Here is a 12,657-nt window from a genome sequence, read left to right as displayed (position 1 = left end):
CCGGGGGCCACCGTGCTGCGCCCGCCCGTGGCCAGGCTCGCCCGCATGGGATACCTGCTGCTCGCCGGAGCCATCGCCGCCGAGGTGGCCGCGACGACCGCCATGAAGTACAGCGACGGTTTCAGCAGGCTGGGGCCGTCGCTGCTGACGCTGCTGGGCTACGTGGTGTCGTTCGCGCTGCTGGCCCAGACGCTGAAGACGGTGTCGGTCGGGACGGCGTACGCCAGCTGGTCCGGGGTGGGAACCGCGGCGATCGCCACCAGCGGGGTCGTCTTCCTCGGGGAGGGCATGACGGTGACCAAGGCGGCCGGGATCGCGCTGATCATCGTCGGGGTGGTGGTGCTGAACACGGGCGGGGCGCACTGAGGGGCGAACCACGCGGGGGACGGCCCGGCACGTGAGACGGAGGCCGGGCCGGTTCGCACGGCCGGGCGGGGCCGCGTTAGGTTTCCCTCATGACCGACACGACTGCTCCCCGCACCACCGGCGCCGTGGCCGCCGGCCTCGCCACGATCGCCGCCGACGGCACCGTTCTCGACACCTGGTTCCCCGCGCCCGAGCTCGCCGCCGAGCCCGGCCCGGCCGGCACCGAGCGCCTGGACGCCGACCGCACCGCCGAGCTGCTCGGCGAGCACGGGGTCGCGGCCCTCGGCAAGGACGAGGTGCGCGGCGTGGAGATCGTGGCGGTCCGCACGGTCATCTCGTCCCTGGACGACAAGCCGCTCGACACCCACGACGCGTACCTGCGCCTCCACCTGCTCTCGCACCGCCTGGTCAAGCCGAACGAGCCGAACCTCGACGGCATCTTCGGCCTGCTGGCCAACGTCGCCTGGACGTCGCTCGGCCCGGTCGCCGTCGACACCCTGGAGACGGTCCGCCTGGCCGCCCGCGCGCGCGGTCTGCACCTCAGCGTGTTCGGCGTGGACAAGTTCCCGCGCATGACGGACTACGTCGCTCCCGCGGGCGTCCGCATCGCCGACGCCGACCGCGTCCGCCTCGGCGCCCACCTGGCCTCCGGCACCACCGTCATGCACGAGGGCTTCGTCAACTTCAACGCCGGCACCCTCGGCACCTCCATGGTCGAGGGCCGCATCTCCCAGGGCGTCGTGGTCGGCGACGGCTCGGACATCGGCGGCGGCGCCTCCACCATGGGCACCCTGTCCGGCGGCGGCAAGGAGCGCGTCGCCATCGGCGAGCGCTCCCTCATCGGCGCCGAGGCGGGCATCGGCATCGCCCTCGGCGACGACTGCGTCGTCGAGGCCGGCCTCTACCTCACGGCCGGCACCCGGGTCACCCTCCCCGACGGCCAGATCGTCAAGGCCCGCGAACTCTCCGGCGCCTCCAACATCCTCTTCCGCCGCAACTCGGTCACGGGCACGGTCGAGGCCCGCCCGAACAACGCGGAGTGGGGCGGCCTGAACGAGATCCTGCACAGCCACAACTGATCCCGCGCAGCCCAGCCGGAACGGGGGCGGCCGTGTGGTGCGGCCGCCTCGCCGGTCGCCGTGCCGGCCGCTGCCGGGCGGTCACCAGTAGCGGCTGCCCACCAGGTAGGCGATGCCCGTGAGGACGGCCAGGATCAGTGCGGGGACCGCCAGGCCTTTCGCGAACGCGGTCAGGGCGCGGACCCAGCTCTCCGCGCGCCTCGAGTAGCGCTCGTGCCGTGCGCTCAGGTCGTGCCGCGCCAGTGCGCCGGCGATCAGCGCCACGGCGGCGATGATCAGGGATGCCGTGAGCGGCGGGAGGGCCGCGTGCTCGCGGACGCTGTCCTCGACGTTGCCGAACAGGCCCTTGCCGCTTCGGTCCACGACTGCCGCCACGCCCGCCCGGATGGCGACGGCGAGCGTGACGACTGCCGTGCCGGCGAGGGCGAGGGCCGCGGCAGCGAGGGCCGGGGCCGCCCAGCGAGACCTGGCTGGCGTACCGGTTCCCTCGTCGGCCGGTGACGTCGTGGGCCGCGGCGGCGGAGACTGCGGGGGCTGTGACGGGTGCGGGGACAACCCGGGGCCGATGATCGCCATCTCCCGCTGGTGCGGAGGCGGCTCGGGTTCGTTCCCGGACGATGCCTGGCCGGGGGAGGAGGGGGAGCCGGAGGACGCCGACGGTGCGGGCTCGTACGCGGGGCCCACCACCGCCTCCACGTGGATCACCGCCTCGTGTGCCACCCCCTTGAGCCTGATGTCGCCGGACAGATGGCCCTCGGCAGCCGTCTCGACGCGAACCTCCAGGCCGCTGCCGGTGGGATCCACCCGCAGCCATGACTGGCTGGGCTGGGCCACGCAGTGCCGCGCCAGCGGCGGGCCGCTCAGGGTCACGGTCTTCGGCTGGGGGGCCGACCCCTGCGGCACCAGCCCGAAGTCCAGACGGTCCGCCGACGGCGCCAGCCGGATCTCGTCCAGGGCGCGGCACGCCTCGTCGGCGATCTGCCGGATGTCGTTGCGCGCGACCTCCTCCAAGGCCTGCCGGGCTCCCTCCGCGAGCGGCAGGGACTCGTTGCGCAGCCGGTTGCGCAGTTCCAGCACGGCACCCAGGCGGGTGAGGACGTTCTCGCTGCTCAGCGCGGCGTGCAGGGCAGGCGGCAAGGGGAGGGCGGAGATCTTGATCCGGCCACCTCGGGTGTGCGCCAGGTACAGCTCGCCCTGCAGCTCCGCCGTCTTGCTCGGCGTCTGGTGGGGATTCTCCGCCTTGACGTGCTCGTAGACGTAGTCGTACAGGTCGTCGAGGGAGACCTCGCCGTCCGAGTCGAGGTCGGCCTCACCGCTCTCCAGGCCCTGCACCACCGCGCGGGTGAACACCGAAGGCCGCGGAGCCGAGTTCTCGGCGAGCTCCTGGCCCTCGAAGGCGTACTCCATCGAGTTGGACGCCGTGATGACGGCCCAGCCCCGCCCTGCCGCCGGCTTCTCCTTCGGGAAGGACTCGAGGACGTTGACCTCTCCCGTCGCCCGCACGGAGGACGAGCCCCGGGAGAAGGCGCCGCCGTAGCAGCAGTCGAGGAACAGGACGGTGCGGCCGGCCCGGGTGCGGGACATGCACCCGCGGACGAACTGGGCGGGGACCGCCGTGGCGTCCAACAGCTGGGGCTCGGTGTCGCAGGCGGCGAAGTACAGATCCCCGGACTCGCTCTTGAGGCCGTGGCAGGAGAAGTGCAGCACCAGGGTGTCGTCGCGGCGGCGGTCGTTGAAGAAGCTCTGAATGCGTCTGCGCATGGTGTCGGCCGACGCGTTGCGGACGACCTGCACATCGAAGTCGCCGATCTGCGGGTCGTGGAGCACGTCCGCGAGGGCCGTGGCGTCCTGCGCCGGCGCCTTGAGCTTCCGCAGACCGTGATCGGCGTACTGGTCGTTGGCGATGATCAGCGCGTGCCTGGCGTCCGTCATGGCAGGTCACCAGCCGTCGAATGGCGTTGGACGAAGAGCGTGAACGCCTCCGCGACCTGTGTGTCGGTCGCCTTGGACACCTCGATGACATCGTCGTCCATCTGCAGGCGCAGCGACGGGCGGGTGTCGCGGGACCGGCTCAGCCATGACCGGAGCACGGTGATCACCTGATGCAGGGCGGTCGCGGAGCCGCCGAGAGCGACCAGCAAAGACCCGACCTGAGTGACATCCACGGCTCGTGCTCCAAGCGGGACCTCCCCGGCGGGGACCGGCGTGACGTCGTCCACGTCGAGGTCGAGCAGCTCTTCGCGGAGGTAGCCGGTCAGCTCCGCCACACGTTCGGCTTCCGCTCCCTCCTCGGAGAGGAGGATCAGCAACTGGTCACTCACCGGCTCAGCCCCCTCGGTCGTGCAGGGGCGGCGCAGAGCGGACGATGCGCGGCTCCACGTCTGCTCTCTCACCTCCCAGTCTCCGCCCACTTTCCCTGTGCGGGCAAACGCGGCGGCACGACTCTCCTCCGGCGGTGGCGCCCCCCCCGTGCAGTCGTCATCAGCCGGACCGCGGCACGCTCTTCACTGCTCGGAACGGAAACCCGTCCAGTGCACCGACGGCCTTCCCGTCCTCGCGACGATCACTTGAACGGATTACCTGCCGTGTCCTCCGGGCCGTTTCGGCAGATGAACTGGGTGAAGCAGGCCATCGGGCGGGCGGTGTGGGCCGTTCGCGGTGGTCATCTGATGGGGAGGCGAGGGCCTGGTGATGAGGAACGTGCGGACCAGAGGTGTGGCGCGGCGGCTGGCCGGGGTGGGTGTCGTGGCGACGGTGTGGTGGGGGGCGGCCGACGGGGTCGCTCAGGCCGACGAGACCAACACCGGCTCGCACAACGGGCCGCGGATCGGGCTCGTCAACGTCGGGCAGGTGGACGATCCGCTGGAGGACGTGCTGCAGCACTTCCTGCAGTTGGGGGGCGGGCATGCCATGGAGCCCGCCGGGGAGTGAGGAGTTCGCTCCCGGGGCTTCGGCCGGGGCCGTACCGCAGGTGGTGTCCGTGCGGTGCGGCCCCGGTCGTTTTTCGTCGGCGTAGGAGTTTTTGACAGCAGGCGGCATAGTGGGGCGGTTCCGGGAGCGTCACAGGGGGTGCAGGGGGCGGGCAACGGGTCCGGCCCGGGGAAGAGAAGGTGACGATGGATGCCGAGGGGCTGGAGGACTTCCGGGAATTCGTGGCCAACCGGTCGTCCGCGCTGCTGAGGACGGCGGTGCTGCTCAGCGGTGGTGACCGGCACGCCGCCGAGGACCTGCTGCAGAACGCGCTGATCAAGGCGGCGGGGCGGTGGGGGCGGATCGAGGAGCCGGAGGCGTACGTCCGGCAGGTGCTGTACCGGCAGCAGGTCAGCCGGTGGCGGCTGAAGTGGCCCCGGCGGGAGGTGAGTGTCGCCGCGCCGCCCGATCCGGGAGCCGGAGCCGGTGACACCGCGGCCGCCGCCGAGCTGCGGCTGGTGCTGCGGGACGCGCTGGTCCGGCTGACCGCCCGGCAGCGGACCGTGCTCGTGCTGCGGTACTACGAGGACCTGCCCGAGGGGGAGGTGGCCCGCATCCTGGGCTGCTCGGTGGGGACCGTACGGTCCACCACGCACCGCGCGCTCGCCCGGCTGCGCGCCCTCGCCCCCGAACTGGCCACGCTCGGCCAGGAGACCGTGCAGCGGCCCTCCCGTGACTTCGGGCCCGTCGAGACCGTGGAGGTACGACCGTGAACGTCGAGGAAGTCGTGCGGAACGCGCTGCGGGAGCAGGCCGAGGGGCAGCCGCCGGTGGGGCCGGGGTTCGCCGACCGGGTACTGGCCGCGCGGCGCCGTCGCCGGGTCCGCGGGGCCGTGTCCGTGGCCGTGGCCACCGCGGCCGTCGTCGTCGGTGTCTCGGTGACGGTGCCGGTCGTCGGCTCGGGTGAGAGGGAGGTGCGGCCCGCCGGGGTGGTGGAGCAGCGGGACGTGCACGCTCATCCGGATCAGTCGCCGCCGCGGGACCTGGTCGCCGCGGGGGACGTGGCGCTCGCCGCGTACTACACGAGCGAGGTCGTGGCGCGGTCGGAGTCGGCCGGCGTGGCCGAGCGGACGTATCACCTGCTCGACCCCCGCAGCGGGCGGTACGAGGAGGACGACCGGTGGTCCTTCGTGGCCGTCGCGCCGGGACTGCGGACCGCGGCCGTGCTGGAGCGGGAGCTGCCGGCGCGGCGGATCGGGCTGCTCGACCTCGCGTCCGGCGAGGTGGAGCGCTGGATCCCGGTCGAGCACGGGGTGGGCGGGCTCGCCTTCTCGCCGGACGGGAAGCGGCTGGTCGCCACGGCGTACGCCGAGCACCCCGATCTGCGGGAACCCATCGAGACGGAGCACGGCGAGGACTGGACGGTGCGGTTCGGCGAGCCGAACCGGCTCGGGTTCCACCTCGTGGAGCTGTCCTCCGGCGAGAGCACCTGGAGCCCGGTCGAGCCCCGCGACGACATCAACCACCGGGAGGACTTCGCCTTCGGCGCCGACGGTACGACGGTGTGGTCGCGGGTGGTCGGGAGCGACTCCGAGCGGCAGTACCACGCTCCGACCGGCGAGGAGATCCCCGCGCCCGCCCCGGAACGGCACCTCGTGCACGACGCGCCCGCGGGGCTCTCGCCCGACGGCACGCTCGCCGCGGGCGGACTCGGCCGCGAGGCCGGGGACAAGGCGTACACCGACCTGCTCGATCCGCGCAGCGGGAAGCGCGTCGCCGAGGTGCGCGGCAGCGGGGCGATGGTCTGGGCCGACGAGCGGCGGCTGATCACCTGGGAGCGGCTGCCCGGCTCCGGCACGGACAGCTACCGGCCCCGGATGGTCCTGGTCACGGTCGGCAGCGAGAAGGTCGTCCCGCTCACCGGGGTGCGCGAGCCCAACCAGACCCTCTCCCGCACGGAGTGGGAGCCGGTCTTCGCCCGGCGCTGACGCCCGCGCCCGCCGCGTCCGTCGCGTCCGCCGCGTCCGCCGTGTCCGTCGCGCCTGCCGGTCAGGTCTCCGGCACGGTCGCCGGTATGGGCTCCGGCACGGTCTCCGGCACGGCCTCCGCGTACGCCGCCAGCAGCCCGTCGACCGCCTCGCGGCCGGCGGGCCGCAGCGGTGGGCGGAGCGGGCCGCCGCCGGGCCGGTCCAGCGCGGCCAGCAGGGCCTTCACGGTCACCGCGCCGGGCAGGCCCGCCGACATCATCGCCTCGATGAGCGGCGTCGCCCGCTGCTGGCGGCGGGCCGCGCCGGCCGTGTCACCCGCGTCGAACGCGTCGAGCACGGCCCGCAGGTGACGGGGGATCACGTTCGCGACCGTGCTGACGTAGCCCGCGCCGCCCACCGCGTACAGGGCGAGGATGTGCTCGTCGCAGCCCGCGTAGTACGCGAGGTTGGTGCGGGCGAGGATCTTCTGGGCGGCGAGGAAGTCGTGGGAGCAGTCCTTGACCGCCACGATCCTCGGGTGCCCGGCGAGGCGGAGCACCGTCTCCGGCTCGATGCGGGTGCCGGTGCGGGCGGGGATGTCGTACAGCGCGAGCGGCAGGCCGGAGGCGTCCGCGACCTCGCGGAAGTGGGCCTCCAGCGCGTCCTGCGGGGGCTTGCTGTAGTACGGCGTCACCACCAGGACGCCGTCCGCGCCCGCCTGCTCGGCCTGCCGGGCGAGTTCGACGGAGTGCGAGGTGTCGGCGGTGCCGACGCCCGCCACGATCGAGACCCGCTCGCCCACGGCCTCGCGGACGGCCCGGATCAGCAACGCCTTCTCCTCGTCGGACGTGGTCGGCGACTCGCCCGTCGTGCCGTTCAGCACGAGACCGTCGCAGCCCTCGGCGACCAGGCGGTCCGCCAGCCGCTGGGCGCCGTCGAGGTCGAGGGCGCCCGAGCCGGTGAAGGGCGTGACCATCGCGCACAGGGCGCGGCCGAAGGGCGGGGGTGTGGGAGCCGCGTACGTCATGCGAGCAGTTTCGGCCGCTCGATCGTGAAGCTCCACTTAAATCTGCTAACAGGTACTCATCAGTGGTGCTGCGAGGTGGGGAGGGCGGCGGAGCGCGGGCCGCCGCGGGGATAGCGGCGGCGGGGCCGGGTACCCGAGTGCCTCCGGACGTATGAGGAGGCGGAACACCGTGACCGGAAAGGGCACACACAAGGGGATCGGCGCGACCGTCGCGGAGGCGGCGAGCCGGGCGGACGTACGCGAACGCGCTCGCGCCCGCGCCGCCGACCTCAGGGACAAGGCGGGCGCGATGACCGTCCAGCTGCGCAGCAGCGCGGCCCAGGCCGGGCAGGCCGTGCAGGGCGGGGCCGCCCGCGCGAGCCACGTCGTGGAGCACCGGGCGCCGCAGCCGGTACGCCGGGTCGCCCAGGCCGCGCTGCGCGCCCCGCGGCCGGTGCTCGTGGCCGGGGCGGCGGGCGCGGCGCTGGTCGCGGCCGGGATGATGCGGCGGCGCGGCGGGCGGTGAGCGCCCGCTTCCGCAAGCTCCGCGAGTTCCGCGAGTTCCGCGAGTTCCGCGAGTTCCGCGAGTTCCGCGAGTTCCGCGCGAGCTTCGCGGAGCGAGCCGGAAACCGGAGGGCGGAAGCCGGGTTTCCGGAACGGGCTTGACCTGAAGTTCGGTTGAGGTCGGAGGCTGGTCGAGCACACGCACCGACCAGCCTTTTTCCGGAGGCCGACATGACCCCGCGGACGACCCGCCGTACCGACGCCCACCCCGACCTCACCCGACCGGACGCCGGAGCGCCGCTCTTCAGCACCTGGCGGGTCGGCACCCCCGAGCGGCAGCAGGCGACCGTCGAGGCCATCGCGGCGACCTGGGAGCGCCGCCCGTGGCCCACCCCGGCGCTGCTCGGCTACCACGTCTACACCGGCTACGACGGCACCACTCTGATGCATCACTCGCAGTGGGCGAGCGAGGCGGACTACGAGGCCTTCGTCAAGACGCAGCGGCAGGAGCGGGTCGACGAGATCGACACCCTCGTGCCCGGCATCGAGCGGCTCGGGCTCGACCGCTACCGGCGCTACCGCAGCCGCGAGCGCGCCGCCGGCGACACGCGCGTGCCCGGTCTCGTCGTGGCCGTGCGGATCGACTTCGAACCGGGCGCCGCCGAACGGCGCACCGACTGGATCGGCGAGGTCCTGCGCGCCCTGGCGGGCACCCCGGACGACCACCGCGGCCTGATCTCCGCCCACTTCCACCTCAGCACGGACGGCACGCATGTCCTCAACTACGCGGAGTGGGAGAGCGAGCCGGCCTACGACGCCGTCCTCGCCGCGCCCGGCGAGGGCATCGGCGACGGCGGCGAGCAGTGGGAGCGGGTGCGGACGTACCCCGCGGTGAAGGGGTTCACCAGCACCCGCTACCGGCACGCCGTGGGCCTGCTGCCCGCGTGAGCCGTGACCGCGGCGCGGTCACGGGCGGAACCGCAGCACCTGCGGGTCGTGGTCGCTGATCTGGTCGTGGAACTCGGCGTTGACGTGCACGCTGTCGTACTCGAAGTCGCAGCCGCGCCGGATTGACGGGCTGATCAGGATCTGGTCCAGGACCTGGCTGTTGCCCTGGTAGACGTACGAGTAACGCTCGCCGCGCGGCAGCGACTTGACCGCCGACCACAGCTCCCCGTCGCCCTCCAGCGCCTTGGTGGTGCCGGAGAACTCGAAGTCGTTGATGTCGCCGAGGGCGACCACGTCCGCATTCTTCTGCACGGCCAAGATCTCCTTGACGAAGGTGTTGACCGCCGTCGCCTGGAGGTGCCGCTGGGTCTCAGAGCTGCGCGCCGGCGGCTGGTACTGCGAGGTCAGGCCCTGGTCGCCGCCCTTGGAGTTGAAGTGGTTGGCGATGACGAAGACCGTGCGGCCGCGGAAGGCGAACTCGCCGGCCAGCGGCTTGCGGCTGTTCTTCCAGGCCTCGTTCGCCGGGTCGATCCGGCCGGGGGACACCGTCAGCGCCGCCCTGCCGCGCTCGCGGACCACTCCGGCGGCGGTGGTGGCGTCGCCGCCCGCGCGGTCGGTGAAGGAGACCCGCTCGGGGTTGAACAGGAAGGCCTGGCGGATGTTGCCGCCGGGCTCGCCGCCGTCCGCGCCGTCGACCGGGTCGATCGCGCGCCAGTCGTAGCGCGGGCCGCCGGCCGCCACGATCGCGTCGATCAGCGCGGTCAGCGTCCGGTCGGCGGCGACCGTGCCGTCGTTCGTCGCGCCGTTGTTGTCCTGGATCTCCTCCAGGGACACGATGTCGGGGGAGCGCAGGTTGTTCACGATCGCGGCGGCGTGCGCGGCGAAGGTGTCGTCCGACGGGTCCAGGTTCTCGACGTTGTACGTCGCGACCGCCAGCTCGCCGTTCTTCTGCTTGCGGGTGGTCTCGCGCTCCAGGGCGCCGCTCTTCAGGGTGCCCAGCTCGCTCGCGACCAGCGTGTAGCCGCCGTACTGGTTGTAGTCGAGCGGGCCGGTGGTGGTGCCGGTGAGGGTGTCGCCGACGTTCGCGTCCGGGAAGTCGGCCGCCTTGCCGAGCGACTGGATCATGAGGCGGCCGGTGTTCTGGGCGGTGTAGGAGCCGTAGACCGTGCCGCCGCGCCGGTTGGCGTTCTCGTCAGGCTTCACCGTGACCCACAGCTCGGTGTACGGGTCGGTGGCGCCGACCACGCGGGCGTCGGCGACCCGGACGTTCATGCCCTCCAGGGACTCGTACAGGTCCAGGGCGTACGCCGAGGGCCGCAGCGGCAGGCCGTTGACCGAGTTGTTCGCGGCCGGGTCGCCCTGCGGGGCGTAGGCGTCCGGCACCGAACCGGCGTCGATGACCACCGGCGCGGGCACCGGATTGCCGCTGGAGACGACCGTGACGGTGGGCCGGGTGATCTGGGTGACGGCCTGGTTGCCGGAGGAGGTGCCGCCCGGCACGTACTCGGAGACCGTGCCCGACACCGTCACCGCGTCGCCGACGGCCACACCCTTGGGCGTGGAGCTGGTGAAGACGAACACGCCCTCGCTGGTGGCCGGGTCGGCGTCCGCGTCCGGGTCCTGGATCCAGAAGCCGCGCGAGGAGCCGTACGTCCGGATGCCGGTGACGATTCCGGCCACGTCCGTGACCTGCTTGCCGGCGTACGGCGATATCCGGGTCGTGCCCTGGACGTCACGGACGCGCACGCTGTCCGCGTGCGCCGGGGAGGTCAGGACGACGGTGGACGCCGCGGAACAGACGGCGGCGACGGTGAGCGCGGCGAGACGCGCGGACTTCTTGCTCGGCAAGGGGATCCCTCCGGGGACGTGCTGGGCGCCGGGACGAGGGTGGAACGGGACGTGGGGAGCCGCGACCGGTGGGGCGGTGACGACGCGCGTAGAGGACGGGGAGTGGTCTGCCCGGAAAGGGGGATCTGTCACCCCCGATCGGTGAACAGCTGTCCGCCGACTTCTACGCGCGTCAATCTCGTCCCTGCTCCGGCCAGTTGTCAAGGTTTCGGCCATGTACGGCGGGCGGCGGGGAGATGAACCGGGCGGCATGGGTGGAAACCCGTCTAGGCTGAGCGGCTGAACCACCGGTCGTACGCCTGGCCGTACGCCGCCCAGGCGCCCCTAGGAGAACCAGCCGATGTCAGACAGCTCCCCCCTGCCGCCGGTACGGCTCGCCTCGGACGCGGAACTGGCGCGTGACGCGCTGTCCACGCCGCTGCTGTCCCGTGCCGCCCGGCTCGCCCGCTGGGCCGGACCCACGACCCGGGTCGACGCCGGTGGCGCACTGGTCGAGGAGCAGCTGCCCGCCGCGGCCGAGGCGCTGGGCCTGACCGGCGACGACGCCGCCGCCTGCGCGAGCGAGGCCTGGCGGGTCGCCGTGGACACCGGGCTGGTCGAGATCGTGGACGAGGAGGAGGGCACCGTCGCGGCCGGCGAGGAGCTGACGCTGCTCACCGGGGGCTCCCCGCAGGACGTCCTCGGCGTCTGGCAGGACGCCCTGGAGACGGTGCTCGCCGACGCGAGCGTGCCCGGCCTCGACGACCTCGTCGACGCCCTCGACGAAGGCGGCCGGGTCGACTTCTCCGCGCTCGACTGGGACCCCGAGGCCGAGGCGGAGTTCCTCGACGGCGTGCTCGCCAACCTCTACGTGCTCAGCGTCAGCGAGGACGGCCCCGGCGACGGGCCGGTGCCGCTGCCCGCGCTCGCCGCGTCCGTCATCGTCCCCGACGACATGGGCGAACCCACCAACGACGTCCTGGAGCAGGTCTCGGACGCGATGATGCGGCTCGACGACCAGTTCCGGCTGCTGGAGCCGATCGGGCTGGTGGAGTACCGGCCGGTCGACGAGGCGCTGCTGGCCGACGGGGAGGAGGAACCGGGCTCGGGTGCGGACGCAGGCGCGGACGCGGGTGCCGGTGCGGGCGCGGACGGGGAACGGGACGCGGAACGGGGGGCGCACACCGAGGGCGGGCCGGGAGCGTATGCCGAGGGCGAGTCGGGAGCGCGTGTCGACCACGCCGACGTCGCCCGCTACGGCCTGGTCCGGCTCACCCCGCTCGGCCGCTACGGGCTGCGCGCCCGGCTGCTGGAGGCCGGGTTCGACGCGCCCGCCGTCGGCGAACTCGCCGACAAGGGCGCCGACGCCCTCCTCGACGGCACCTCCGCCTTCGGGCCGCGCGCCGCGCAGGCCGAGACCGAGCAGTGGCTCGCCCGCCGCGAACCCCTCGCCGCCGCCCGGGAGCTGCTGGCCGCCGCGCGCGGCGCCGACGCCGGGGCGCCGCTGCGCCGGCTGCGCTGCCAGCAGGCGCTGTCCCTGGTCGGCGCCGAGGCCGAACCCGCGCTGCGGGAGGTGCTGGACGACGCCGAGCTGGGCGGGCTCGCCCGGGTGTGGCTCAGCGAGCGCGGCGCCGCGGACGTGCCGCCGCCGTCCGAGGCGATGATCTTCTGGCTGACCATCGACACGGTCGCCGCGCAACTGGCCGCCGAGGGGAACTCGGCGGAGCTGCGCGGGCTGGTCGAGGGACTGGCCCAGCAGCACAGCGGGTTCTTCTCGGCGGCCTGGCGGGTGGACCATCCGGCCACCGCGGACGTGCTGGAGGCGATGGGGCGGATCCACCCCGACAAGAAGGTCGCCAAGGAGGCGCGGAAGGCGGCGTTCAAGGCGCGCTCCCAGCACGGGGGGTGAGGCCGCGTGGCGGGTGCGGGCCGGCGGGGACCGGTCGCGCGGTTGCCCGCGCCCCCGAAGGGCCTCGGGCGGGCCCGAGTAATTCGCTCGCCCGGCCGAAGGCGTCCTCCTAGAGTGATCCTCACGCACCTCCCGGTGCGCG

At 73.5% G+C, this 12,657-nt stretch carries 12 protein-coding genes; 8 read left to right on the top strand and 4 right to left on the bottom strand.

What is annotated here, in order from left to right; genetic code table 11:
- Positions 1 to 45: 45 nt before the first annotated feature.
- Both G7Z13_RS08095 and dapD read left to right on the top strand, forming a co-directional pair.
- On the top strand, positions 46 to 366 hold the full coding sequence (locus G7Z13_RS08095; protein WP_165997374.1) for a multidrug efflux SMR transporter: 321 nt from the start codon (positions 46 to 48) through the stop codon (positions 364 to 366).
- Between the two features lie 89 nt (positions 367 to 455).
- On the top strand, positions 456 to 1,445 hold the full coding sequence (dapD, locus tag G7Z13_RS08090; protein ID WP_165997372.1) for a 2,3,4,5-tetrahydropyridine-2,6-dicarboxylate N-succinyltransferase: 990 nt from the start codon (positions 456 to 458) through the stop codon (positions 1,443 to 1,445).
- Between the two features lie 81 nt (positions 1,446 to 1,526).
- Here the strand turns inward: dapD and G7Z13_RS08085 are convergent, their stop codons facing one another.
- Positions 1,527 to 3,377: a caspase family protein gene (locus tag G7Z13_RS08085; protein WP_165997371.1), complete on the bottom strand. Its 1,851-nt coding sequence runs from the start codon at positions 3,375 to 3,377 to the stop codon at positions 1,527 to 1,529.
- Positions 3,374 to 3,838, bottom strand: coding sequence for a hypothetical protein (locus G7Z13_RS08080; RefSeq protein WP_165997369.1), 465 nt, complete (start codon positions 3,836 to 3,838; stop codon positions 3,374 to 3,376). Before G7Z13_RS08080 ends, G7Z13_RS08085 begins: the two co-directional genes overlap by 4 nt.
- 298 nt (positions 3,839 to 4,136) lie before the next feature.
- On the opposite strand from G7Z13_RS08080, the gene G7Z13_RS08075 reads away from it, so the two are divergent.
- The 3 genes from G7Z13_RS08075 to G7Z13_RS08065 all read left to right on the top strand — a co-directional run bounded on the left by G7Z13_RS08075 (position 4,137) and on the right by G7Z13_RS08065 (position 6,342).
- Positions 4,137 to 4,376 (top strand): hypothetical protein, encoded by a 240-nt coding sequence (locus tag G7Z13_RS08075; RefSeq protein ID WP_165997368.1) that lies wholly within the window; start codon positions 4,137 to 4,139, stop codon positions 4,374 to 4,376.
- 185 nt (positions 4,377 to 4,561) lie between these two features.
- Complete coding sequence (locus G7Z13_RS08070; protein ID WP_166004758.1) at positions 4,562 to 5,128, top strand: SigE family RNA polymerase sigma factor; 567 nt, start codon at positions 4,562 to 4,564, stop codon at positions 5,126 to 5,128.
- Complete coding sequence (locus tag G7Z13_RS08065; protein ID WP_165997366.1) at positions 5,125 to 6,342, top strand: WD40 repeat domain-containing protein; 1,218 nt, start codon at positions 5,125 to 5,127, stop codon at positions 6,340 to 6,342. The genes G7Z13_RS08070 and G7Z13_RS08065 overlap by 4 nt, the downstream gene beginning before the upstream one ends.
- A gap of 61 nt (positions 6,343 to 6,403) precedes the next feature.
- On the opposite strand, the gene dapA is transcribed toward G7Z13_RS08065, so the two are convergent.
- A complete protein-coding gene (gene dapA / locus G7Z13_RS08060) occupies positions 6,404 to 7,348 on the bottom strand; it encodes a 4-hydroxy-tetrahydrodipicolinate synthase (RefSeq protein WP_165997364.1) in 945 nt (314 codons plus the stop codon).
- A 169-nt stretch (positions 7,349 to 7,517) separates the two neighbouring features.
- Here dapA and G7Z13_RS08055 point away from each other — a divergent pair, with 169 nt between their 5' ends.
- Together G7Z13_RS08055 and G7Z13_RS08050 are read left to right on the top strand one after the other, a co-directional pair.
- Entirely contained in the window at positions 7,518 to 7,853 is a 336-nt protein-coding gene (locus G7Z13_RS08055) for a DUF3618 domain-containing protein (RefSeq protein ID WP_240926144.1), read from the top strand.
- Positions 7,854 to 8,062: 209 nt separating this feature from the next.
- On the top strand, positions 8,063 to 8,779 hold the full coding sequence (locus G7Z13_RS08050; RefSeq protein ID WP_165997361.1) for an antibiotic biosynthesis monooxygenase: 717 nt from the start codon (positions 8,063 to 8,065) through the stop codon (positions 8,777 to 8,779).
- Between the two features lie 18 nt (positions 8,780 to 8,797).
- Here G7Z13_RS08050 and G7Z13_RS08045 read toward each other — a convergent pair whose 3' ends face one another.
- Positions 8,798 to 10,627 carry an endonuclease/exonuclease/phosphatase gene (locus G7Z13_RS08045; RefSeq protein ID WP_165997359.1) on the bottom strand — a complete coding sequence of 610 codons (1,830 nt, stop codon included), beginning with the start codon at positions 10,625 to 10,627 and terminating at the stop codon, positions 8,798 to 8,800.
- 340 nt (positions 10,628 to 10,967) lie between these two features.
- Between G7Z13_RS08045 and G7Z13_RS08040 the strand changes: the two genes are divergently transcribed.
- The gene (locus G7Z13_RS08040; RefSeq protein WP_165997357.1) at positions 10,968 to 12,515 is read left to right on the top strand and encodes a hypothetical protein; all 1,548 of its coding nucleotides are present in this window, start codon (positions 10,968 to 10,970) and stop codon (positions 12,513 to 12,515) included.
- Positions 12,516 to 12,657: the final 142 nt, after the last annotated feature.

The organism is Streptomyces sp. JB150 (assembly GCF_011193355.1).
Taxonomy (GTDB): Bacteria; Actinomycetota; Actinomycetes; order Streptomycetales; family Streptomycetaceae; genus Streptomyces.
The sequence above is the reverse complement of the archived record's forward strand: the minus strand, read 5'-3'. Positions and strand labels throughout refer to the sequence as shown.